The sequence below is a fragment of the Lacticigenium naphthae DSM 19658 genome (assembly GCF_000425865.1).
In the GTDB taxonomy this organism is placed as follows: domain Bacteria; phylum Bacillota; class Bacilli; order Lactobacillales; family Carnobacteriaceae_A; genus Lacticigenium; species Lacticigenium naphthae.
On sequence record NZ_AUEG01000001.1, the window covers coordinates 550,132 to 575,539 of the forward strand.

At 34.7% G+C, this 25,408-nt stretch carries 21 protein-coding genes and 1 riboswitch; of the genes, 8 read left to right on the top strand and 13 right to left on the bottom strand.

Going from position 1 to position 25,408, the window contains the following annotated elements; genetic code table 11:
* Positions 1-174: 174 nt before the first annotated feature.
* A complete protein-coding gene (locus H626_RS0102705; RefSeq protein ID WP_035618230.1) occupies positions 175-1,332 on the bottom strand; it encodes an AI-2E family transporter in 1,158 nt (385 codons plus the stop codon).
* A 179-nt stretch (positions 1,333-1,511) separates the two neighbouring features.
* On the opposite strand from H626_RS0102705, the gene H626_RS0102710 reads away from it, so the two are divergent.
* A complete protein-coding gene (locus H626_RS0102710; protein ID WP_027107969.1) occupies positions 1,512-3,530 on the top strand; it encodes a CDP-glycerol glycerophosphotransferase family protein in 2,019 nt (672 codons plus the stop codon).
* An 80-nt stretch (positions 3,531-3,610) separates the two neighbouring features.
* Positions 3,611-4,654, top strand: coding sequence for a lactonase family protein (locus tag H626_RS0102715; protein ID WP_027107970.1), 1,044 nt, complete (start codon positions 3,611-3,613; stop codon positions 4,652-4,654).
* Positions 4,655-4,725: 71 nt separating this feature from the next.
* Here H626_RS0102715 and H626_RS0102720 read toward each other — a convergent pair whose 3' ends face one another.
* Positions 4,726-5,232 carry a PTS sugar transporter subunit IIA gene (locus H626_RS0102720; protein WP_156883210.1) on the bottom strand — a complete coding sequence of 169 codons (507 nt, stop codon included), beginning with the start codon at positions 5,230-5,232 and terminating at the stop codon, positions 4,726-4,728.
* A gap of 218 nt (positions 5,233-5,450) precedes the next feature.
* On the opposite strand from H626_RS0102720, the gene H626_RS0102725 reads away from it, so the two are divergent.
* The 3 genes from H626_RS0102725 to H626_RS0102735 all read left to right on the top strand — a co-directional run bounded on the left by H626_RS0102725 (position 5,451) and on the right by H626_RS0102735 (position 9,088).
* Complete coding sequence (locus tag H626_RS0102725) at positions 5,451-6,272, top strand: undecaprenyl-diphosphate phosphatase (protein ID WP_027107972.1); 822 nt, start codon at positions 5,451-5,453, stop codon at positions 6,270-6,272.
* Between the two features lie 489 nt (positions 6,273-6,761).
* On the top strand, positions 6,762-8,630 hold the full coding sequence (locus tag H626_RS0102730) for a heavy metal translocating P-type ATPase (RefSeq protein WP_027107973.1): 1,869 nt from the start codon (positions 6,762-6,764) through the stop codon (positions 8,628-8,630).
* 131 nt (positions 8,631-8,761) lie between these two features.
* Positions 8,762-9,088 carry a DUF4828 domain-containing protein gene (locus tag H626_RS0102735; RefSeq protein ID WP_027107974.1) on the top strand — a complete coding sequence of 109 codons (327 nt, stop codon included), beginning with the start codon at positions 8,762-8,764 and terminating at the stop codon, positions 9,086-9,088.
* A 66-nt stretch (positions 9,089-9,154) separates the two neighbouring features.
* Here H626_RS0102735 and H626_RS0102740 read toward each other — a convergent pair whose 3' ends face one another.
* The 6 genes from H626_RS0102740 to glgB form a co-directional block, all read right to left on the bottom strand.
* Positions 9,155-10,990, bottom strand: coding sequence for a glycoside hydrolase family 13 protein (locus H626_RS0102740; protein ID WP_027107975.1), 1,836 nt, complete (start codon positions 10,988-10,990; stop codon positions 9,155-9,157).
* Between the two features lie 30 nt (positions 10,991-11,020).
* Entirely contained in the window at positions 11,021-13,456 is a 2,436-nt protein-coding gene (locus tag H626_RS0102745; protein WP_027107976.1) for a glycogen/starch/alpha-glucan phosphorylase, read from the bottom strand.
* Between the two features lie 65 nt (positions 13,457-13,521).
* On the bottom strand, positions 13,522-14,955 hold the full coding sequence (gene glgA / locus H626_RS0102750; RefSeq protein ID WP_027107977.1) for a glycogen synthase GlgA: 1,434 nt from the start codon (positions 14,953-14,955) through the stop codon (positions 13,522-13,524).
* Positions 14,952-16,139, bottom strand: a complete 1,188-nt coding sequence (gene glgD / locus H626_RS0102755; RefSeq protein ID WP_051237721.1) for a glucose-1-phosphate adenylyltransferase subunit GlgD — start codon at positions 16,137-16,139, stop codon at positions 14,952-14,954. The genes glgA and glgD overlap by 4 nt, the downstream gene beginning before the upstream one ends.
* Positions 16,129-17,274, bottom strand: a complete 1,146-nt coding sequence (locus tag H626_RS0102760; protein ID WP_027107979.1) for a glucose-1-phosphate adenylyltransferase — start codon at positions 17,272-17,274, stop codon at positions 16,129-16,131. Before H626_RS0102760 ends, glgD begins: the two co-directional genes overlap by 11 nt.
* A 42-nt stretch (positions 17,275-17,316) precedes the next feature.
* On the bottom strand, positions 17,317-19,239 hold the full coding sequence (gene glgB / locus H626_RS0102765; protein ID WP_051237722.1) for a 1,4-alpha-glucan branching protein GlgB: 1,923 nt from the start codon (positions 19,237-19,239) through the stop codon (positions 17,317-17,319).
* A gap of 467 nt (positions 19,240-19,706) precedes the next feature.
* Here glgB and H626_RS0102770 point away from each other — a divergent pair, with 467 nt between their 5' ends.
* Genes H626_RS0102770 through H626_RS0102780 form a run of 3 tightly spaced genes read left to right on the top strand, consistent with a single transcriptional unit; the run spans position 19,707 to position 21,825 of the window.
* Positions 19,707-20,312, top strand: a complete 606-nt coding sequence (locus H626_RS0102770; RefSeq protein ID WP_027107981.1) for an NfeD family protein — start codon at positions 19,707-19,709, stop codon at positions 20,310-20,312.
* Positions 20,309-21,295 (top strand): flotillin-like protein FloA, encoded by a 987-nt coding sequence (gene floA, locus H626_RS0102775; RefSeq protein ID WP_027107982.1) that lies wholly within the window; start codon positions 20,309-20,311, stop codon positions 21,293-21,295. The genes H626_RS0102770 and floA overlap by 4 nt, the downstream gene beginning before the upstream one ends.
* 5 nt (positions 21,296-21,300) lie before the next feature.
* On the top strand, positions 21,301-21,825 hold the full coding sequence (locus H626_RS0102780) for a hypothetical protein (protein WP_027107983.1): 525 nt from the start codon (positions 21,301-21,303) through the stop codon (positions 21,823-21,825).
* Between the two features lie 34 nt (positions 21,826-21,859).
* On the opposite strand, the gene H626_RS0102785 is transcribed toward H626_RS0102780, so the two are convergent.
* From H626_RS0102785 to H626_RS0102805, 5 genes are all read right to left on the bottom strand, one after another.
* Entirely contained in the window at positions 21,860-22,405 is a 546-nt protein-coding gene (locus tag H626_RS0102785) for an ECF transporter S component (protein ID WP_027107984.1), read from the bottom strand.
* On the bottom strand, positions 22,392-22,784 hold the full coding sequence (locus H626_RS0102790; protein ID WP_027107985.1) for a DUF4430 domain-containing protein: 393 nt from the start codon (positions 22,782-22,784) through the stop codon (positions 22,392-22,394). The genes H626_RS0102785 and H626_RS0102790 overlap by 14 nt, the downstream gene beginning before the upstream one ends.
* A 62-nt stretch (positions 22,785-22,846) precedes the next feature.
* Positions 22,847-22,991: riboswitch (adenosylcobalamin (AdoCbl) riboswitch) on the bottom strand.
* A gap of 37 nt (positions 22,992-23,028) precedes the next feature.
* Positions 23,029-23,595: a cob(I)yrinic acid a,c-diamide adenosyltransferase gene (locus H626_RS0102795; protein WP_027107986.1), complete on the bottom strand. Its 567-nt coding sequence runs from the start codon at positions 23,593-23,595 to the stop codon at positions 23,029-23,031.
* 4 nt (positions 23,596-23,599) lie between these two features.
* Positions 23,600-24,553 (bottom strand): aromatic acid exporter family protein, encoded by a 954-nt coding sequence (locus H626_RS0102800; protein ID WP_027107987.1) that lies wholly within the window; start codon positions 24,551-24,553, stop codon positions 23,600-23,602.
* Between the two features lie 14 nt (positions 24,554-24,567).
* Positions 24,568-25,263 carry a Crp/Fnr family transcriptional regulator gene (locus H626_RS0102805; protein ID WP_027107988.1) on the bottom strand — a complete coding sequence of 232 codons (696 nt, stop codon included), beginning with the start codon at positions 25,261-25,263 and terminating at the stop codon, positions 24,568-24,570.
* Positions 25,264-25,408 lie beyond the last annotated feature (145 nt).

Sequence of the window (25,408 nt, forward strand, 5' to 3'; positions counted from 1 at the left end):
CTTTTTTTTATTTTTATCGCAATACTAAGAACTGGCAACTCTAAAAAACTCTTCTTATCCTATTCAAAATAGTATAGAAAGTACTAATTGAGTCAATTAGTACTTATGAAATCCAATACACGAAATAAAAAACGAAGGAGAAATTTCTCCTTCGTTTTTTTCAAGATGGTTTTCTTAAAAACGCGATTCATCATATAATCCTGAATAATTTTTATACCATTCGAATAAATGGGTAAAGATAATTTTTAAAATAGCATAACCTGGTATTCCTAAAATAATTCCCATTACTCCAAATAACCGTCCAGCAGTTAACAATAGAAATATGATAGTAATTGGATGAATCTTCAAATTATTTCCAAGTATTTGAGGAGAAACCAGTCTTCCTTCTAATAATTGTTCTATTCCGAATACCAATAATACTTTTAGCAGCATAAATGGTGAAGCAACAATTCCAATAATAAGGGCTGGGATAGTTGCAAGTGCTGATCCTAAATAAGGGATTAAATTCAGGATTCCAGCTAATACGCCTATGGAAAGTGCATAATCCAATCCGATGATACTAAATCCGATCCAAAACATAAGTGCCACAAAAAAGGCTACGACTAACTGTCCTCTTACATAAGAACTTACTTGCTGGTTCATTTCTTTAAATACTTGAACCGATTTTTCTCGGAAAGGAACAGGAATAAACTTTATAAAGAAGGAAGCAAATTTGTCTCCATCCTTCAACAAATAGTATAAAATAAAGGGAGTAGTAAACAATGTAATAAAAAAGCTTGTCACTGTTCCAATTACACTTCCTATTCCACCGACAGTAGCGTTCAGAATATTAGAGATTTGTTCACTCAAAGCACTCATAAAGTCAGTTTGGAAAAATTGATTGGATAACCCCGAGAAAATCTGGGTGTTTGAATATGTGTCGACTTGTGTAACGATCCTACGCCAATATTCCGGCCATTCCCTTACAAATGTTTGCGTTTGTTCTCTTAAAATAGGAAAAAGGAAATTAATTCCTAAAACAATCAAAAGTACTAACCCCATAGTCAACACCATTATTGCAGAAATCCTTGTGAATTTTCGTTCCTCTAGCCAATCAACTACGGGATTTAATAAGTAATAAAAGATACCTGCAAAAAGTATAGGAGGACCAACAGTATCTACAATTATACTTATTGGGCTAAAAAGATAAGCAATTTTAGTAAATACAAGAATTGTTAAAAAAACAATGAGTAACGTTATAAAAAAAGACATAAATTTATTGTTTAGGATGACTTTCCACAAACGTGACTGATTCAATTCTGTTGAATCCCCTTCATTACTACCTTTCTCCATGCTTCTTCCTCCTCTTTAGCAAGATATACATCCATTTTAGCACACTTTTAAATAAACAAACTTAATTTCAATCCAAATAAATTCTTTCTATATAAGGCTAAAGAGCATGTTGCTTGTACACTACTGAATTGATATGATGGATAGCATATGAAAGTTTTATTAAATTGGAGGTCAACAGCGTGAGCAGCAATCCTGGAATCAATAATAGGTTTTCAAAACTATCCATCAATATCAACAATAAATCAGTGGTTTTTACTATCACTGATGAAGATGAAGAGTTAATTTATTCCGACATCATTATTAGTGGCACTCATGAACAAAAAAAATTTAAATCCATTCGAAATGAATCAGAGGTCTCTTATACGCTAACGTGGAAAGAAGTATCACAGTTCGTCCAATCAAAGGATAGTTCTCCTTTCTCATTTTCTATGAGTAATTTCCCTTCAAAAGACTCTTCCGCTATTTTATCTACAGACTCGTTTAAAAGTATACAAATCAATTCAATGGATCCTGTAAAATTCGAAAAAAATACATTTACTGTTGCCATTGACCCTTTTTCAAATAATATTAACTTACATGTAAATTTTATACCTTCCCGTGAGAAAGCAGTACTAAGCAATGAAATCACCGAATTCATCGTCGAAAATAACAGTTTTAAAGTTGAAGGTCTTCTAACGTTACATACTTTTCATTGTAAAAAAATGGAGTTGCTGATTAAAAATAATAGTGAGACAGTCACACTGATTCAACCTGTAGACTTTACACACTATAACCAAGAAAACACACAAACCACTTACTCTTATTCAAGTTCAATTAATCTTGATTATTTAAACAAACAAGTGCGTATTTTGAGCGAAGGTGATGAAGTTTTCACTATTCAAATGCGTATTGAATTAAATGAAAGTATCAATCCTTTGGTGGATAGTCTAACATTTCCCAATCCATTAAGTTATTCAAAACCATTACCTCAAAAAATTATGTATTACGGAAAACAGGGGTATCTTTTTTCATTAGGATTCTCCTCCCAAGGGTTGATAGAAATGCATGCTTTGTTTTATGAAAAAGAAACCTTGATTTATAAAAAAGAACGAGAACAAACCATTCACCTAACGCGACCTTTTAATCAGCAAAAGTCGATTTGGTTATTTGGAGGAGAGACACCTTATCAAATAACCAAAAATACTTGGGCGATTTTTTTAGAAGTTTTGGAAAAATATCCCGATAAAGAAATTTACTATATTTTAGACTCTTCTTCCGAAGATTGGGAGTGGGCCAATTCACTCATACCTGATCGCATATTATCTTACAAATCGAAACAATACATCTGGAATCTACTCCTTGCTGAAAAGATTGTCACAAGTGGCCCCACTTTCTATCATCTACCTTCACGGAGTCCAGTTGAAATGAACTTAATCCGAGCCGAAAAAATCATGATACCAGAAGGGATCATTGGTTTATCTAATGAACAGTGGCGTCTTAACCAAAACAATAATTTTCTTAAATTAAATAAAATAGTGGTCGGAACAACCGTCGAAAAAAGATTCTTATTAGAATCATTAAATTTCAAACCAGATCAAATAATAGTAAACGGCCTCCCTAACCAAGAAGAATTAGTGAATAGTAAACCAATCGAGTCTTCACGTCTTGTTCTATTTCCCAAATCTATGCAGTATAGATTTCAAAGTCCTTTGGAGAAAACAGAAAATCCATGGAAATCATTAGCAACAAATTCTTCTTTCATTGATTTTTGTTCAGCTAATCGATTAAATCCCACAATTATCTTAAGTAACCAGGATAATTCACTGGATAAGGACGAAATATTTTTCAATGAAAAATCCATTGAAACTATCCTATTAGAAGAATGTGATTTGTCAGAAATTTTACAGTCAACAAGAATATTAGTCACTGACTATCAGAGCGAAGCTTTAAATTTCACATTATTGAAGCGGCCCATATTCTTTCTACAAATAGAAAGTTACAGTATCAACTCGATTCATACTAAAGAATATAAGATTCCAGGATTACAAAATGACCTCCCTGGAGAGATTGTAACAAATGAAACTGATTTATTATTTTTAATGCATCAATCTCAAAAAAATGATTTTGCTTTATCCAGAAGTCAAACGAAAAAAGCAGCGCATTTAACACCTGCTTCTCTTCAAAATACTTCTTCTCTTATTTTAGATGCACTTTTTTAACAAATAATTCAATCTGTTTTTAACATTTTATTTCTATGGTATACTTTATGTAATCGTTTGAATTATGAGGAGGTTCGTATATGAAACAGTCAATTTATTTAGGTACGTATACAAAAAGAGAAAGCAAAGGTGTTTACCGCATCACTTTAGATACAGAAAAAAAAGAACTCCAAGATCTCTCATTGGTAGCCGAAGTTGGGAGTCCAACCTACCTAACTTTTGATAAAAGTGGCAGTATCCTTTATTCAGTAGTTAAAGTTGATGGTGAACACGGTGGGATTGTTTCATTCGAAAAGTCTGCAAATGGAAATTTCAATGAAGTTGATCGCGTTATACATGAGGGTTCTTCACCATGTTATGTAGGATATGATGATGATAGGAATCTACTTTATACAGCTAACTACCATAAGGGACAAGTAGATGTCTACTCTAGTGATGAAAAGGGTCATTTGTCACACCTTGATACGGTTAAACATTCTGGACAAAGCACTAATGAAAATCAAGATAAACCCCATACACATTATAGTGACCTAACACCTGATAAAAAGTACGTTATCGCTTGCGATTTGGGTACTGATGAAGTCTACACTTACAAAGTTGATTCGGAAGGGAAATTAGTTGAGGTTAGTCGCATTAAAGTGGACGCGGGTACTGGTCCTCGTCACATTACTTTCCATCCTAATTTATCAGTTGCCTATGTTTTTGGAGAATTAAGTAGTGATGTAATTGCTTTCCATTATGATTCAGATACAGGCGCACTCTCACCATTTCAAACCATTTCGACAATACCTGAAAGTCACACCTCTTTTAACGGTGGCGCCGCCATTCGTGTTACAAAAGATGGGAAATTTTTATATGCTTCAAATAGAGGGCATGACTCTCTAGCTATTTATTCTATTGATCAAAAAACTGGTGTTTTAGAATTAATGGAATGGGTCTCAACGGAAGGTGAAATTCCAAGAGACTTCAATTTTGACCAAACAGAAAATTTTATCATCGTAGGCCATCAAGAAAGTGATAATTTAACTTTGTTCGAAAGAGATGTTGTAACTGGAAAAATTATTTTACTTCAAAAAGATGTTTATGCTCCTGAAGCAATTTGTGTAGCAATTTTACCAGAATAAACACTAATAAAGAGGCAACGTGAATAATATTCACGTTGCCTCTTTATCTACATAATTACATTACTTTCATATTATGCTTTAGCTTCTACTGAACCTAATTCAGTTCCCACGGTCGATTGACCTGTAGTATTTAGGGTGTAATTTTCAACCTTATCCATATTCGTGAAGACGATGATCACAGTATTTTCTTTGCCGGCTTCTTCTAAACCAGCTAAATCAACTGTTGAAATTTTAGTTTCTGGGGTAACTCTATCTCCTTCTTTAACAGTAGTATTGAAGGGTCCCCCTTCAAGTTCGACAGTATCAATACCAATATGAACAAGAACTTCAATTCCATTATCTAATTCCAACCCGACTGCATGTTGTGTGGGAAAAACACTCACAACTTTTCCAGATGCTGGTGCATAAATATCTCCATCAGTAGGTACTATCCCAAATCCGTCTCCCATCATTTTTTGTGAAAAAACTGGATCCGCAACTTCTTCGATTGGAATTACTTTGCCGTTTACTGGAGAATACAAAGTTACTTTTGTTTCTCCCTTGCTTTTATCGCCTTTCAAGAAATCAAACATTCCCATTCCTATCCCTACTTTCTTTAAGTATTATTATAGTTTTCAAGAAAAATATGGCCGCTATTCTTCTTCTCTCTATTATATAGTTTAACACAGTCTTGTTTGATCTGATATTAAAAAGCATTAATGGCCCTTGGATTATTGGAAAATTCATTAATTTCATGATTTTTTTCTCAAAATACTATATACTGAAAATTGATTGTTTTAACTGAAGGGAGAAAAATATGTTAATTGAAATTATAAAATCCATTATTTTGGGGATCGTCCAAGGTATCTCAGAATGGTTGCCTATTAGTAGCACAGGACACATGATCCTTGTCGAAGAATTTATCACCTTGAATGTCTCCGCTGAATTTAAAGAAATGTTTTTTGTAGTAATTCAACTTGCATCTATACTTGCTGTTATTCTCATTTTTTTTCACAAATTAAATCCTTTTTCACCTACCAAAGATGATAGTGAGAAAAAAGAGACTTGGGACATTTGGAAAAAAGTTATTATCGGGGTAATTCCAGCCGGAGTTTTTGGACTGTTGTTCGAGGATGTAATCAATGAAAAATTTTATAATTGGCAAACTGTTGCTTTTACCCTTATTCTGTACGGGGTTTTATTTATAATAATTGAAAACAAAAACGAAGGACGAGAACCAAAGATTCAAACATTTGCAGATTTAACATATAAAACTGCTTTGATCATTGGGCTGTTCCAAGTCCTCGCCTTAATACCCGGTACATCACGTTCTGGTGCAACTATTGTTGGGGCTATTTTAATAGGTACGGCACGTCCAATAGCTGCTGAGTATTCATTCTTTTTGTCTATTCCAGTAATGGTCGGCGCAAGTGCTTTAAAACTTCTTGGATTCGGTTTTAGTTTTACAAGTTTAGAATTAGCTGTCCTTATTAGTGGAATGCTCGTTTCGTTTTTCGTATCCGTTTTTGCTATTACATTCTTAATGAATTATATTCGCAAAAATGATTTTAAAGTGTTTGGCTGGTACAGGATCGGTTTGGGCGTTCTCCTCTTTGCTTATTTCTTCATAATCGGATAAGAATATAAATCTAGACTGAAAAATTCTAAGTAGTCTTTAAAATTGGATACCTCAAAAGAGAGCGGGACAAAAAACGTTTAGACCCGAATAGAGCTCCGCATACTCTATCCGTGAAGTGGCCGTCAGGTCTGTTTTTTGGAGCTCGTTTTAGAAAGTAAAGTTTGGAAAAAAAAGGTAAGGCTGGGACTTTTGTCCCAGCCTTACCTTTTTTTCCAAAGAACCTAAAGTAAACTATCTATCTATTTATTATTGACCAATCAGTTTGTTCCTACTTTCAGTAGATACTACCCTAGATCTATTTGCTGTCAAATTAGGTTTTGCCTATGCCTGTACAAAGGTTTGACTCAACCTTTGTATTTTGATTAAGTACAAATTGTGTATGTTGAAATCTGTTCTCATTCTCAATTAGGTCTTATGTATTCTCAATTAGCTGATGTATGTGCTACAGTATGGTTAAGATATCAGCATATTTCTAGGAAGGAAATGTCTATGTATACATTATTCAAAGAAAACAAACCCATGATCGCTACAATAATAAGTGGAATTCTCATTTTATTCGGAATCTTTTTAAGTTATGTAATTTCATCAAATTTAGCTCCTTTCATTTTCGTTCTTTCTTTCATCATAGGAGGCTACCATCAAGCTAAAGAAGGCTTCTATGAAACGTTTAAAGAAAAACGTTTGAACGTAGATATATTAATGGTTCTTGCCGCTATTGGTGCTTCAATCATAGGCTATTGGATGGAAGGAGCTCTTCTTATCTTTATCTTTTCATTGAGTGGATCTCTGGAAATTATGGCAACAAATAAAAGTACCCAGGCAATTACGGATCTAATGAATGTAACTCCTAATACTGCCAAACTTATTTTACCCGATCAAACTATTAAAGAAGTTTCCACCGAATCATTAGAAGTTGGAAATAAAATTCTGGTTCCAAAAGGGAGTACTATCCCAATTGACAGCTATCTTATCAAAGGAGACGGCTTGATCGATGAATCTTCTATCACTGGAGAATCTATTCCTTCTCAAAAAAAAATCGGAGATGAATTAATTGGTGGAACATTAAATTTAAGCCATGCTCTGACATTAGAAGTAGCAGTTGACTCTTCCAACACTTTATTTGCAAAGATAATTCGCATGGTAGAAGAAGCACAAGGAACTCCTTCAAAAACAGCAACTCTAATTGAAAAAATCGAAAATAAATATGTGGTAGGCGTCTTGATTTTGGTCCCTCTCATGATTGCTTTGTTTTATTTTGGTTTGAACTGGACATGGAATGAATCTTTTTATCGTGGTATGGTCCTCCTTACTGTTGCATCTCCATGCGCCTTAGTTGCTTCAGCCACCCCGGCAACTCTGTCAGCAATATCAAATGGGGCTAAAAAAGGTATTTTATTCAAAGGGGGAGCATACCTAGAAAATTTCAGTCAAATAAAAGCTATTGCATTCGACAAAACTGGTACTTTAACCAAAGGAGAACCATCCGTCACAGATAGTAACTATCTATCAGACGAAAATGTACTTGAGGTTGATAAGCTAGTACTTGCCCTTGAAAAAACCACTACCCACCCATTGGGACACGCTATTGTCACTTATTTAATCGATAAAAAAACGGTCAACATCGAGTTAGAATCAAGCCAGGAAGTCACCGGTAAGGGAATTGAAGGGTTTTATAAAGGAAATCAATGGAAAATTGGGAAACTTGACTATATTTCACCTGAAAAAAACCATCCGCTCTTGAAAGAAGCACATGAAAAACAAAAAGAAGGAAAAACGGTAACTTTCGTCAGTAAAAATAACGCATTAGTCGCTTTCTTTGCCTTGATGGATGTGCCGAAAAATAATGCTAAAGAAACAGTTGCTTTTTTCAAATCAAAGAACATTCGGACAATTCTGATCACTGGAGATAATGAAGCAACCGGGAAATCTGTAGGAGAAACGTTAGGTGTGGATGAAACATATGCAAATTATTTACCCGACCAAAAAGCTGATTTAATCAAAGAATTAAAAGATAAGTATGAAATTATCGCAATGGTCGGTGATGGAACAAATGACGCACCGGCTTTAGCGAACGCCTCAATTGGAGTAGCCATGGGAGCTGGGACGGATATAGCTATAGATGTAGCGGATGTAGTGTTGATGCAAGATGACATCAGTCAATTGCCTTATAGCTTCAATCTTTCAAATCGTTTAAGAAGGATTACACTACAAAATATTGTTTTTTCTTTAGCTGTTATTTTCATATTGATCACTGCTAATTTAATTCAAGTTATTAATTTACCGCTAGGGGTAATTGGACATGAGGGCAGTACAATATTGGTAATATTAAATGGACTACGTCTTCTAAAAAAGAAATAATGTGTTGAGAATCCTTGTCATTAGAAAACATTCTAATTGTAATCTGCCTGTTACTGATTCGATACTTGAGCATTGTATACTAAAGTAACATCAAGAAAAGTAATATTGTCAAAGATATAGGGGGGCAAGATGTGTCAAGACATATGAAGAAAGATGAAAAGTCAAATGAATACATGCATCCCACAAAGATTTCAGCTATTCATATGCTCACTGGTAAATGGACCTTATATTCTTTAAAAACACATAAGAACTCATCTTTAGTGATCACTTATAATGGAAATTTATATTTAAACGAAAAAAGATTACGTGGTAAAATTAGTGAGGTCTCACATCATAATTTGATTTTTACGGATTGTTATGACTATCAATTGATTTTCAAAAAGAAGCAATCAGGTACTTACCAATTATATGATGAACTGGGCGAACAAATTTACACTGCCTATAGAGATTCACTTTAAAAATGGTGTTCTTGAGAATTCGAAATAAAAAGAAGAAGCTGAGAATTAATCTCAGCTTCTTCTTTTTTATAACTCTATCGTTTCATTTTCTGTAATGACTAAACTACTGTATGCTTTCAAACAAAATGCTTCCACTTCAAAATCTATTAGTTGATCTTTTATTTCTAATATTTTAAACAAAGTCGATGGTAAAGTTATTTTTTTTATTTCATTCGTTTCGTTGAATAACATAATGGCCCACTCGCCATCACTTATATAACGCACAAAACCAAAAATGTTTGCCATAGAAAAAGGATAAAAAGTTCCCTTTTGTAAACTTTCCAATGAGTTTCTCAAACTGGTAAGTTTCTTAACATGAGCGAGTAAATTCTTGTCTTCTTTTCCCCAAGGATACATCCGCCGATTATCAGGATCTTGGGCTCCCTCTAAACCGACTTCATCACCGTAATAAATACAAGGAACTCCAGGAAGAGTAAATAATAACACAAAAGCTAATTCAATTTTTTCTTTCTGCATTCCCAAACTGGTAGCTATACGTGCCGTATCATGACTTCCAATGTTATTGAGATTATTCAATAAAATATCTTTTGGATAATTCTCAGCAAAATGTGTAAACTGTTTTGCAACTTCATAAGGTGTTTGTTTTTGATTTAAATAGTGAATAATCAAACTCCTGAAAGGGTAATTCATCGTACCGTGAAGAACATCACCTTCAATATAGTGTCTTCTTTTCCCATACGCTATTTTGTTTGATGCGTCTTCCCAAACTTCTCCAATCAAAACTGGTGGAAATAGTGCCTCTTCTTCTAATGCTTGCCTCATTCCAAACAAAAACGTATCCGATAATTCATCAGCAACATCCAGACGCCATCCACCTATTCCCATCCGTGTCCAATAACGAACGACACTATCGGGACTTTTATAGATAAATGACTTCACTTCTTCTACTTCTGTATTTAAAGCTGGTAAGTCTTTAATGCCCCACCAAGAATTATAACTGTCAGGAAAATTATTGAACGTATACCAATTGGCATATGCACTATCTTTGCTTTGGTAAGCTCCTACCTCTTCATAACTTCCAAATGCATTGAAATACCGGCTATCTGCACCAGTATGGTTGAAGACTCCATCTAGAATTATATGAATATTTCTTTTGCCTGCTTCCGTTACTAACCGTTTGAAATCTTCCTCAGTCCCAAACATAGGATCGACTTGAAAGTAATCTCCAGTATCATACTTATGATTACTACGAGCTTCAAAAATAGGACTCAAATATAAAATTGAAATTCCTAATTTATCTAAATAAGATAACTTTTTTATTATACCTAAAAGGTTTCCACCATAAAATTCCCACCGGACAATATCCCCATTTTTATTTTTTATATAATATGGTAAATCCTCAGGTGAAGCATACAAGAAAGAATTTTTCTTTGGATTCATTATTTTTCCTTCTTCATTTCCGTTGTTAAATCTTTCCACAAAAATATGGTATGCAACACCTTTACGATACCAGTTAGGTGCAGGATCACTTTTTTTATAAACGGTTAATTGATACTCACGTATATCCTCCAACTCGTAGATCCAAGCTCCTTTTCCACCGATAGCCTCTGAATTGTTGCCATAAAATATCGTATCTCCTTCTTGTGTGAGCACTCTGAAGTGATAAAAGTACAATCCAGCATCGTCTTGAGGTTTAAAGTCTGTTGTAAATCGTTCATCCTCTTTGTTCATTTCGATTTCGTAGCTCGATCCAAAATCTTTGTGTATCACAAGTGTGACTTGTCTATAGAAAGAACCTAAAAAATTCAATTTTACAGATTCGCCATAGGAAATTGCTCCGAAAGGATTTTTGTATGCCGTCCTCCAAGAATGGAACGGAATCAATTGACTTTTTTTCCTCATACTTTACCTTCTTTCAATCCCATTGCAAAATTAGATAGGTTCATCAAATGAATGCACTCCTTCATTTAGTTTTTTCTGCGGATTAGTTTTCCAGATTTCTTCTGAATAGCGTTTAATTGTATAATCTGCAGAAAATGGCCCTGAAGAAGCAATATTGATCAACGATTTTTGGTTCCATTTTTTCTTATTGGAATAAAGCTCATCAGCTTTCTCATGTGCTTTAACGTAGCTGTCAAAGTCTTTCAATACAAAATATTCATCATTATAATGAACGAGTGAATCAAAGACAACTCTTCCCTCTTCATATAGACCTGGAATCGTTCCATCAATTAATGAATCAAGCACTCTTTTTAAACGCTTATTTTTTTCATATAATTTTTTGGATGAGTAATTTCCCTTTTTATAAAACTCAGAAACTTCATCTATATTTAGACCAAATATGAACATGTTTTCTTCGCCTACATAATCTCTTATCTCTATATTCGCACCATCTAATGTCGCTAAGGTTAAAGCACCGTTTAACATCAATTTCATATTGCTAGTTCCAGAAGCCTCTTTTCCAGCTAACGATATCTGTTCACTGATTTCAGCTGCAGGTATTATTTTTTCTGCTAAAGAGACACCATAGTTTTCAAAGAAGACAACTTTTAACTTATCTCCAACTTCGGGATCATTGTTGACCATGTCAGCTATACTATTGATCAATTTAATAATTTGTTTTGCATATAAATAGCTCGGTGCAGCTTTAGCACCAAAAATGAATACTCGGGGTTGAATATCAATAGCCGGATTTTCTTTAATGCGCAAATAGCGGTCTAGTATATGCAAGGCATTCAAATGCTGTCGTTTGTATGCATGTAATCTTTTGATTTGTACATCAAATAATGCATTTGGGTTGATTTCCAATCCCAAATTTTCTTTAATATATTCAGCCAAGTGTTCTTTATTTTTCAATTTTACTTGAGCTAACTCTTCCAAAACTTCCTCGCTTGTTTCAAACCCTTTAAATACTTTTAACTCAGCTGGATTCGTTTTCCATTCTTCTCCTATTTGTTTAGTTATTAACTTTGTTAAATCCGGATTAGCAATATGAAGCCAGCGACGCTGTGTGATCCCATTTGTTTTATTGTTAAATTTATACGGATACATTTCATAAAAATCATGCAGCACATCATTTTTTAAAATATTCGTATGCAATTGTGCCACACCATTTACACTATGACTACCTATAACAGCTAAATGAGCCATATTGATCTGACCATCTTTAATAATACTTGTGGCGTAAGTCAATCGCTCTCCATAAAGAGGCAATTTCTTTTCGATATGGTGTTGATTGATTGCTTCAATAATTTGATACATTCTTGGGAGTAAAGATTTCACCATATCAACAGGCCACTTTTCCATAGCTTCTTTTAGTATTGTGTGGTTAGTATAACTGCATGTTTTTTTAGTGATTTCCCAAGCTTTCTCCCAACTTAAATGTTCTTCATCCAATAATATCCTCATTAATTCAGGTACAACTAAAGCTGGATGGGTGTCGTTAATATGAATAGCAATTTTTTCAGGTAACTGATGTCTCGGGATATTGTATTTATAAAATTGTTGGATAATACTTTGGACTCCAGCAGAAACCATGAAGTATTCTTGTTTCAGTCTCAACAATCTACCCTCATAATTGGAATCGTCTGGGTACAATACTTCCGTGATCCCTTTGATTTTTTCGGCACTTTCAATTGTTTGGTATTGTTCTTCTTCCTCTGGGGGAACTTCAGCTGACCATAAGCGCATATTATTTATAGTGATATTTTTGTATCCTACCATAGGTGTATCGTAAGGCACTGCCAAAATATTTTCAGTATTTTCATAAAATGGAATAAAATTCCCATTCCCATCCGGTTCGACCCAAACATTGCCTCCAAATCTAACGGTTACCGCGGAATTCATATTTCTGATTTCCCAAACATTCCCATTTCTCAACCAATTTTCTGGTAGTTCAACTTGATAACCATCCACAAATTTTTGTCTGAACAGACCATACCGGTAACGTATTCCATTTCCATGTCCCGGCAATCCAAGAGAAGCTAAAGAATCCATAAAACAAGACGCCAATCTACCTAACCCACCATTTCCAAGTGCAGGATCAACTTCAGCATTTTCTACTTCTTCAAACTCGATTTCAAGACCTTTTAATCCTTCTTTTACGGTTTCCAGTATATCCATATTGTACAAATTACTTTTCAATTGTCTGCCTGGAAGAAATTCCATTGAAAAATAAAAAACCTGTTTAGCTTTAGATTCTATATAATGATGTCTAGATTGACTCCACTCATCTGCTAAATAATTACGAACGAGATGCCCTAAAGCAAAATACTGTTGTTCAATTGACCCATCTTTAAAATCAAAAGCATAAATATTTTCAAATGTTTTTTTATAATCCCTCTTAAATTGTTTTACAGTTAATGTCATAAGTATTCCTCCAAAAACAAAAATCTCTTGAGTAAATCTAATTTCGCCCAAGAGATCCTGTTTATTTATAATGCGATTTTTTTATAGTTATCAATATATTTTGAAGCTGATTTTTCCCAACTGAAATCTTTCTTCATTGCTTGCTTCATTAACTCTTTCCAATTTTGCGGATTATCATAGTATTCTGTTAACGCATGATCAATAGTTTTGAGCATAGTTAGCGGATTATAATCATAAAAACTAAATCCGGTTCCTTTACCACTAACAGGATTAAATGGTTCTACAGTATCAACTAACCCTCCTGTTTCATGCACAAGGGGTAAAGTCCCATAGCGCAATGAATTTAGTTGGGACAATCCACAAGGTTCAAAAGCAGACGGCATTAGAAAGATATCCGCACCTGCATAAATCTGTTGAGCAAGCTCCACATCGAAATCAATTATAGCTTTGAATTTATCCGAATGGTGCTGATTGAAAGATGCAAAGCTATTTTCAAATCGAGGGTCCCCTGTTCCTAGAATGAGAACTTGAACGTCCCGGTACATTAATTCTCCTAAAGTCTGCTCGATCAAGTCCGCCCCTTTTTGCTCGGTTAATCTACCTACCATCCCTATTAAAGCGATTTCTGGAGAAACAGGTAACCCCACACGCTCTTGTAAAGCTGTTTTATTGTCAACTTTTTTATCCAGAGAATCTATGGAGTAATTGACCACAAGCGAAGGATCTGTCTGAGGATTATAAATATCTGTATCGATTCCATTTAGTATTCCAACTAATTTATCCCCGACATCTTGCAAAACGCCTTCCAGTCCATAGCCAAATTCAGCCGTTTTGATCTCTTCTGCGTAAGTTGGACTGACCGTGGTCACCAGGTCAGAATAGTAAATTCCTCCCTTAAGAACATTAACATTATCAAAAAACTCTAATCCGTGATCATGAAAAGCATTATATCCGATTCCATATAAATCTGAAAGAGTGGATTGATCAAAAATCCCTTGGAATTGCAAGTTATGAATCGTTAATACTGTTTTAATATCTCTATATTTTTCAACCCAATGATACTTATCCTTTAATAGAACTGGGACGATTGCGGTATGCCAGTCATTTAAATGGAGTACATCAGGTATAAAGTCGACTTTTTCCATCATCTCTATCAGAGCTTGCGAGAAGAACGCATATCGTTCTCCATCATCGCCCTCACCATAGAGTTGATCACGATCAAAATAATACAGGCTATCAATAAAATAATAGGTTATGTCATTCAAATCTAAAGTTTTGACCCCACAGTATTGACTTCTCCAACCAACTTTTACTTCAAATTGAGCAATTTCTTTTAATTTTTCTTTATATTTAGCCGGCAATTTGGAATGAAGCGGCAATACTACGCGAATATCTAATCCTTGTTTTTTCATTTCTTTAGGTAGAGCTCCCGCTACGTCACCTAAACCGCCAGATTTGAAAAAAGGAGCAGCTTCAGATGAAGCAAATAGAACCTTCATATCTTAGATCCCTCTCTTATCACTTTTCCCGATTCAATAGTATCTCCTTTTTTGAACACAAGCGGTTTTTCTCTCGTGCCTTCCAAGTGAACATTATCGCCCACCTTAATGTTTTTATCTAAAATCACATATTTCAAATAACAATTCTTCCCGATTTTTGTCCCATGCATAATAATTGAGCATGACACTTCGGTATCTTCTCGAATTTTAGTTTGACGATAAAGGAGAGAGTTTTCAACTTTTCCATAAATTTCACAATCACTTGCTATTAAAGCATTATTTACTACTGCATTAGGTCCGTAGTATGTTGGCGCTCCATGTCGAGGACGTGTAATGATTGGGTCATTTCTATAAAATAATGCATTGAAATTTTTTTCCTCGAGAATTTCCATGTTTGCCTCAAAATAACTAGGAATGTCTTCGATGCTTTTTAGATAGCCAGTATATTCATACCCATAGGCTTTATCTCCATTTTCAAGACTATACCTTAAAAATGTATTGCCATCGATACGAGAATTTCCTTCTTCTGCTTTTTTTAAATAACGATTGAATACCTCTTTGCCCATTATGACATAATTCATTCCCAGAGAGACCGTTTTATCTTCATAAGGAACTTCACTCATCTTTTCCATTTTTGAAAGATAGTCATCTTCATTCCCATCAAAATAATACGCAAAGGTCTCAGTATCTTTTTTTAATGCTTTCCGACTTACTTTTTTAAACGCAGCTGTAATATCAGCATTTTTTTCCTGATGATATTGTAAGATTGCATTTAGACTGATATTACTTAACATATTGCTTCCACAGAGAAGCACGTAGTCTGCTTTTGATTTTTGTACATATTTCCTGTGATTGTCAAAATAGGTTATGTTAAATTCTTCATCTCTCTCAGCTCTTAAGGTTTTTAATTCAATTTGCGAATGGGTGAAGACTCCTCCACCTACTGGAGAATCTAATCCCCAATTGGCTCCACTCCGAATATGATCATAAAGGGAATGGCCACTTTCAGATATAAACAAAGCAGCCGAATTCACCTCAGCATTATAAAGAGCAGAGAAGGGGAAATCTATAAGCCTATAGCGACAAGCAAAAGGTAGCGAAGCAACCGGTCTATTTTGAGTTAAAGGTCTTAAATCTTTTGAATCTTCAACTAAATTCAGTATTGCTGCAATTTTATTCCTCATGAGTAAGTCCTCCGATCTCTTCATTATATCCGAGTACGGCAATGTCTTTATCTTTACCGATTACTTGTCCGCCATCATAAATCCGAGCGCCTTCACCTATGATTGCTTTTTCAATGTGGACATTTTCTCCAATAACTACATCGGCCATGACAAAGCTATCTTTGACTACGGATCCTTTTCCTACACGTACGTTATGCGATAAAATCGAATGTTCAACTTCTCCAGACACATAACATCCATCCGTAATCATTGAATTTGTTACCTTCCCAGTTTTCGATATAAATTGCGGTGGACAATCTGGAGTACGCGAATAGATACGCCAGTTGGTGTCCCGAATATTTAAGTCATGATCGGGATTAATAAACTCCATATTAGCTTCCCATAAACTTTCAATTGTCCCTACGTCTTTCCAGTAATCCTCAAAAGCATATGCAAAAACTTGCTCACTATTATCTAAATAAGCTGGGATAACATCTCCACCGAAATCAAGCATGTTCCGTGTTTTAGACTGATTGTCTTGTAAGTATTGTTTTAATCTAGGCCAATTAAAAATATAAATCCCCATTGAAGCCAGATTGCTTTTTGGCTTAGCTGGTTTTTCATCAAATTCGATGATGCGATTTGTTAAATCTGTATTCATAATGCCAAATCGAGGTGCTTCATCCCAAGAAACTGGCAAAACGCCCACAGTTAATGAAGCAGCTTTTTCTTTATGAAAATTCAACATTTTTTCATAATCCATTTTGTAAATGTGATCTCCCGAAAGAACAAGTACATAGTCTGGATTATATTGATCTATATAATCAATGTTTTGATAAATGGCGTGTGCAGTTCCCTTAAACCATTTTTCGCCGTCAACACTTGAATAGGGTTGTAAAATTGTTGCACCACCGTTGTGCCTGTTTAGTCCCCAAGGTGCTCCATCCCCTACATGTTCATTTAATATTAGTGGTTGATATTGAGTAACTACTCCAACATTAGTTATTCCTGAATTTGCACAATTACTTAAAGCAAAATCGATTATCCTATATTTTCCACCAAAAGGAACAGCTGGCTTAGCAATCTGTTTTGTTAATTTCCCAAGTCGACTCCCTTGTCCCCCGGCTAAAACCATACCTAGTATTTCAGTTTTCATACACGCGGAAGTTTTCGAAATACTTCCTTCCCTCCATTTCCATTAATATATTTTTGGAACATTATACACTCTTTTGGGTTTTATAACTGTGACGCTCATCGCAGGGGCCATTACTTCGATAGAATGATTCATTCCTTGGTGGCCGATCGGGTTACTGGAAAAATCTTCTTGACCAGCGCTCCAAGTCCCTCCAAATTCTTCCATTTCAGTATTCAATATTTCAGTGTATTTCCCTGCATAAGGGACTCCAACGCGAACATTTTGTCTTTCAACTGGAACAAAGTTACACACAACTATCACAAAATCACGTGGCCTTTTTCCTTTCCGCATGAATATGAGTATACTTTCTTGTGCATTGCTGGCATCTAAAAGGTGTAATCCCTCTGGAGAATGATCGATTTCCCATAGTGCTCTTTCTGACTTGTAAAGCCTGTTCAACTGCTCCATAAAATGAGCATGTGATCTATTTGCTGGATCATTAAGGTTCTCCCATTCTAAGCCGGAATGAACTCGCCATTCTAAAAATTGACCAAACTCTGTTCCCATGAAATGAAGTTTTTTTCCAGGATGCATTAATCTGTATGCCTCAATAGTTCGAAGACCAGCAAATTGATTGTATCTGTCTCCAAACATTTTATGCATCATTGATTTTTTCCCGTGTACAACTTCATCATGAGAAAATGGAAGAACAAAATTTTCATTGAAAGTATACATAAATGAAAAGGTAATTAGATTAAAGTGATCTTTTCTAAATAGTGGATCCATTTCGAAAAATTTTAAAGTGTCATTCATCCATCCCATATTCCATTTGTAATTAAATCCCAATCCGCCCTCGTGTATTGGAGAAGTAACTTTTGACCAGGCTGTACTTTCCTCAGCAATCATCAAAATTTCTTCATGACGTTCAAAGATATTTTTATTCATTTTTTGAATGAACTCAACACCAAACTGATTGTGATTACTTCCATCATCGTTTGGTATCCATTCTCCTTCATCATAATCTAAATAAAGCATATTACTGACAGCGTCGACTCTCAATCCATCTAAATGAAATTGCTCAATCCAAAACAACGCATTCGATATAAGAAAGCTATGGATTTGGGGTTTACTCAAGTCAAAATTGAGGGTTCCCCATCGTACATTTTCAGCTTGAATTGGATTGTCGTATTCAAATTGTGAAGTCCCATCAAAATAAGCCATCCCGTAATCATTTTTATTGAAATGACCGGGAACCCAATCCATGATAACGCCAATGTTTTCCTGATGAGCTGTATCTACGAATTCTTGAAACTCTTCCATAGTTCCGAACTTAGAAGAAATTGCAAAATACCCCGTTGCTTGATAACCCCAGGAAGCATCTAATGGATGTTCGACTAATGGCAAGAATTCAATATGGGTATATCCCATCGATTTAACATATGGTATCAATTCATTCTTTAAGTCCGTAATAGAATACCAAGAACCATCTTCATGGTGTTTCCAAGAACTCATATGAACTTCATAAATGTTAAGTGGCCGTTCATAAACAGTTAATCTTTTACGATTTGCTAGCCAAATACCATCATTCCATTTTTTTTGAGGTAGGAATTTTATTACTGATGAATCTTTCGGTCTCACTTCAAACTCGTGAGCAAAAGGATCGATTTTCAACTTAATTGTTCCATCCGCTTGGACCATTCTGTATTTGTAACAATCTCCCTCTTTTGCCTCTGAAGAAAACCCCGTCCACGTTCCAGTCTCCCCAATTTTTTTTAATTCAAAATTATCCTGCCATTGATTAAAATCTCCAACCACGTAAATGTTTCTTGCATGTGGAGCCCAAACAGTGAATTGAACTCCTTTTTCACCTTCAATAATTTCTTCTTTCACGCCGTACCGATAATAACTTTCAAAAGAGACTCCTGTATTAAATAAATAAGCATCTTTTTCTATTGCTTTAAATCGCTCATCAAAATGATTATTCAAAAAAGTCAACCTCCCTTGCAAAAAATATAACACTTTTGTCTATTCTATATCTTTCACATCATTTTTTCATCTTTTATTTCTATTTTTTCCTACGAACATTTCATTGTTATAAAAACACTGAATTTTTTGTTAAAAAAAAAATGAGATAACTAAATTTCCGCGCAATCCCATCCAATAAATGTTTTTTTTAAAACATTAGTTTACATGGGATGAAAACGATTAAATGAAGATTGGTCTGGTTGAAAAAAATAAAAAAAATCAATTGCTCTATATACTCAGTGTAACTTTATTTAATTATTTATGAAAGACAAATGCATCAATTAAAAATGAGAATCTGTTGTGAAAATGGTTTGATTGCCCTGTTTTTCTCTCGGTTTTCAATGACTTCTTGCTCCGATAGATGTATACTTATAATATATCAACCGCACCCTTAAGCAATTTTTTTCATGAAAAAGGAGGGAATTTATATGGAAGGATTATTATTAGGTATCGGTTTTATAGGATTAGTATTAGCGTTATTAACACCTCGTTCAAAAATTGGTGCGGCAATCACTTTAATTAGTTTTAGTGCCTATTTTTTTCTTATTGGAATGAATCAATGGTTCCCTATAGCTTTGTTTGTCTTGGGTCTCGTGCTTCTAATAATCGAAGTGTTTATTCCAGACTTTGGATTAGTAGGAATCAGTGGCATTCTGCTCATCGTTGGGGGAATATATCTCACGATTGGAGATGTTGGCCAGACTATTAGAGATCTTAGTTTAGCCATACTTGTTACCGCGAGTTTGGTCTATTATTTAATTAAAAAAGGTTATTCTTTTGAAAATCTTAATCAAATAATTTTACAAACGAATCTAGAGGCAAAGGAAGAAAAAGCACCTCATCCTATTCTTGAAAGTGGTACAAAAGCTATTGCAAGCACAGACCTACGTCCTTCAGGAAAAGCGATAGTGAAAAATGGACATGAAATGGAATTAGATGTTCTCAGTATCAGTGGGCATATTGCAAAAGGTGAAGAAATAATTATAGAAAAAGTTTCAGGCTCTAAAATAACTGTTAGGAGAGAAAATACATGAATATAGAAAATTGGATTGGAATTGCTATAGTAGCAGTCATCATTCTCATCATCCTCAGTGTATTCTTACGTTTTGTACCTGTAGGATTATGGATCACTGCTTACTTCTCTGGAGTAAAAGTAAAAATTGGTACATTAATTGGAATGAGATTGCGACGGGTTATCCCTCATCAAATCATAAGACCCTTGATAAAAGCTACTAAAGCTGGGTTAGATTTAAAAATTGATGAATTAGAAGCTCACTATTTAGCTGGTGGGAATATAAATACGGTAATTGATGCTTTAATTGCCGCTCACCGTGCAAATATTGAATTAGAGTTTACACAAGCAGCAGCAATTGATTTAGCTGGAAGAAATGTTTTTGAAGCTGTCCAAGTTTCAGTTAATCCAAAAGTAATAGTTACTCCTGATATTGCAGCTGTTGCTAAGGATGGTATCGAAATTATCGCAAAAGCTAAAGTAACCGTTCGTGCTAATATTGAGCGTTTAGTTGGTGGTGCTGGTGAAGATACCATTATTGCCCGTGTTGGTGAAGGAATAGTAACCACTGTCGGTAGTGCGAACAAACATTCAGACGTATTAGAAAATCCCGACTTGATTTCTCGTACTGTATTAGGTAAAGGGTTAGATGCGGGAACAGCATTTGAAATTCTTTCCATTGACATTGCGGATGTCGATGTTGGTAGAAATATTGGAGCAAAATTACAAACAGAGCAAGCTGAGGCAGATAAAAACATTGCTCAAGCTAAAGCCGAAGAAAGACGCTCTATGGCTATCGCACAAGAGCAAGAAATGCGTGCTGAAACTCAAAAAATGCGTGCACGTGTGGTAGAAGCTGAAGCTGAAGTACCTCTCGCTATGGCTCAAGCCCTACGATCTGGAAACTTAGGTGTTATGGATTATTACAAGATGCAAAATATAAATGCAGATACAGATATGAGAAGTTCAATTTCTGACCAAGCCAACGGCGAAAGCGAAGAGTGATTTTTATGTTTGAATTATTAAGTTTTCTACCTCTTCTCATTCTATTCGGAATCGTTTATTCTGTGTTTTATACTTTCAAAGAACTCGAGCAAGCAAATAGAAGGAAAAAATCTGGAAACACAGATAAAAAACCATATGAAGATACCGTTTTTTCATGGGGTGAGGTAATTCAACCAAAAGAGGCTAGTGATCCCGAGTTTTCTTCAAAACAAAGAAATGCCGGTAAACAGAGTGAAGAAAAACCAGATTTTTCTCGCTCGAGAATTGAAGATCGCAGAAGTATGGAGCGTATCCAACGAGGAACAGAGCGTAGGCGTTTAACTACCGCTGAGAGAAAAGCGTCCTTCGGAAAGGCAGCTTCTGGCTTAGTCAAGAAGGAGTATCAGCAAACAAATATCACAAGAATGGCTCCTTTATCTCGTAAGAACAAAAAGAAAAGAACTAGTGATCAACTCGTTTCAACAAATTCAAAATGGGTAGCTGGTATGATTATGAAAGAGGTACTTGATAAACCCAAAAGCCTAAAATAAAAAAATCGAATGGGGTTTAAACCCATTCGATTTTTTATTTTTTTTCATGTAATTGCTTTTTTAAAAATTTATCAATTAACGGGCTCAACACAGGCGCTAAAATTATATAAAAACCAATATTCCCTAACGCATGCATAGTATCAAAGGGAATTCCGGCTAGATAGTAGGCCCAAAAGTTTTGTATACCAAAAAAAGGAGCCTGAACTAGCGAAATAATAAATCCGTAAGCATAACCCAAAAAACCTGCCAAAGCTGCTTTTGCAAACAACGGAAAATCATACTTTACTAGTCTCAAAAGTCCGATTATGATTACGATCATACTGTAAGAAACAATCTGAGCGATCGTCCATACACCCATCCCCATAGACATATTTGATAATAAAATAGATAAAACAGTTACAATCAGTCCTTCTTTGATTCCCAATGCAAGAGTTAAAATCATTAATATTACGGTTACCGGTTGTACATTTGGTAAAAATTGAAAGGCTAATCTGCTAACATGTGTTAAGGCAGTCAGCAAAGAAAGCAATGTGAGTTTTTTTATTGATAAACTAGATTTTAGGGTATTATTCCAATTCATTTAATATCCATCTAATTTCATCTTGGTCTTCTACCTCATATTCATTTGCACCAATCATTACTTGCTCATTATTAACTTCATACAACCACCATTGATTGGTATCGGGATTTTGCTCATATTCTTCTATTTTAGTCAAAAACCCATCTTCTATGTCTATATCATATGCAGACTGCATTACATCTAAAAGGATATCTCCTTCTTCGACATCGACTTCCTTATGCAAATCATCTATTTCTTCTTCATCTATTTCCACACTGATTGAAATTGACAAATCCCCTGAGTCTACTGATTCAGTTTGTTTATCAACTTCCTGTTCCCTTCCACATGCACTTAGCAAAAAAAAGGTTACAAACAGTCCATATTTTAAATTGCCTTTCATCACAAATCCTCCTTAATAATATTGGAGGCATAAAAATAACCACTGAGACATGCTCACTGGTTTCTGCACCGATTATTTTGCCTCGAAATAATCGGTGGAAAAATAATCAAGAGAAAGATCTGACTTAAAGCGCATAGCTTATCACAGTGGCGGGACCGTCCCGGATTCTAACCGGATTCCATCTCATGGATTATTTTAAATTAACTATTTATAGCATAATCCTTCTAGGGCATTATGTCTATATTTATTTATCGGGGTGAAAAACCTTTCCTCCTCTTTCATAAATAGGCTCTTCAACTTTCATCTTGAAGTTGATGTACCGTGATAGAACAAATAAATAATCTGATAGTCGATTAATAAAAATCAATACTTCTGAATCTAATTCAACTTCTTCGTGTAATCGAACGATGACTCTTTCTGCTCTTCTAGTTACCGTGCGTACAATGTGTAGTGACGCTGCAGCGGGATGCCCTCCAGGCAAAATAAACGCTTCAATAGGTGGTGTTTTTTCAGAATACATGTCAATTCGTTTTTCCAACCATTCAATTTCTTCATCCGTTATTTTTTTATCTAATTTTTTTCTTATATCTGCAATATCTGTGCCTAAATCAAATAAATAATGCTGGATTTCAATCAATTCAACTTTTATTTCTTCATTATCAGATTCCAATCGCGCAATGCTATCTCCTAAAAATGCATTTACTTCATCTAAAGATCCTATTGCTTCAATTAAGACATCTGTTTTTTTAACGGTTCTTCCTCCAATGACGTTTGTGTTTCCATTGTCTCCTCGTTTTGTATACCATTTCATTTTATCACTTCTTCCTTTTTATGTATTCATTTTTCAATTCCAAAAATCTTTTCAGATCATGTAAGATCAAATACAAAACAGCTCTACTTTCAAATTCAGCTCTAGTTTGCGGAAGTTTCATTTTTTTATAAGATTGATGAAGTTCGTCAACATTACGTAGAAGATCAGCTGCTGTATTTTTTTCGTGAAGTTGTGAAGCGGTTAAGTAGAATAATCCACCTAACAATTTATTCTGTTCGGTAGATAACTGAATCAAATCTAAATTCTCACTTATTTCTTCTAACCTTTCCATTTGTTCTTTCCTCATTATAAAGTAAAGTAAATACTCGTTTTCTTGATTAAATAACTGATTATCCTGCTCCACTATTGCTGCTGATTGGGCTTCAGAAATTTTCTGATTAACCATTTTTATAATAGGCAGGAGGTTCTCCTGTTTGTCTTCTTTTCGCAGTACTCGGTCTATTGAAAATAATGATTTTTGCATATCCATTTCAATTTGAGTTTTATATTGATCTAACTTACCTGATTGGGAAGGCATATAGAGATTGAAAATAAGCGCAACAGAAACGCCGATCAACATAAGTAAAAATTCATTCATCAATAAATTCAATGAAGTACTTTCGGCTAGTATTAAATGTGTGACTAAAACTGAACACGGAGCTAAGCCTGCTTGCAGTCTCAATCGATATGCAAGTGGTACATACAGCAATAGATATAATCCGAATACAATTACGGAATATCCAAAAAGATTAAAAACTAAAGTAGCGATCGTTAAAGCTATTATTGTTGAAAGAATTCTTTCAACCGCAATGATTATCGATGCTTTCTTTGTGTCTAGAATACTCAGAATGGCAATGATCCCAGCAGCTAAACTACTCTCTAAATGTAATATTTCTGCTAACCAAATAGACAGGAGCGTAGCTAATACAATTTTAATTGTTTTTTGAGTATTGGACATAGTTACCACCTATTTCATTCACTGAATTCTAACAAATCCTTATTCAGTACTCTGATTTCTTTTTTTGTTATTTGTTTTATCCAGCCTGCTTCTTCAAATTTTTTGAGCTTTCTGCTAAAAGTTTCTGGAGTTGTCCCTAGATAAGAGGCAAGATCTTTTCTGCTCATAGGTAGCTGTAAATAATAATTACCTTCATCCATTAACTCTAGCAAATAAATCGCTATTCTTCGTTCAACACTCTGTGAAGTAAAACTAGCAGAATTTTTTTCTGATTCTGCTAATCTCGAAGAAAATTCTTCTAAAATCTTTAGAGATATGGATGGGTATTTTTGAAGTAAAGAGTAGATATCTTTTTGATGAATAACACAAAAGCTTGTATCTAAAATAGCTTCTGCATAATTTTCATATGTGTGCTGTCTAAATATAGCTAATTCTCCTGTGAAATCGCCCCGTTTTAAAATCCGAACCAATTGTTCTTTACCATTTTCAGCAATCCGACTGATCTTTACCTTTCCTCTATTCACAATATATAAAGAATCGGCTGATTCCCCTGCTCTAAAAATGATTTCCCCTTTTTTATACTGCTGTTGTTTAGCTACATTCATAACCTCGGCCATTTGTTCTTCTTTTAAATGATTAAATATAGGAACATTCTGTACACATTGTATATGAGATTCAATGATTGTTTTCAACTCTGGTTCTTGATTCATAAATTTCATCCTTCTCTATCGATCTGCTAATTTTCAAACTATATCTACGCTCCAGTTCACCAAGATGAATACTCATTTCCCAGTGATATAGTGAACAACTATTTTCCCTGTGACTTCAACAACACATGAATTGAAAAAAAGACAG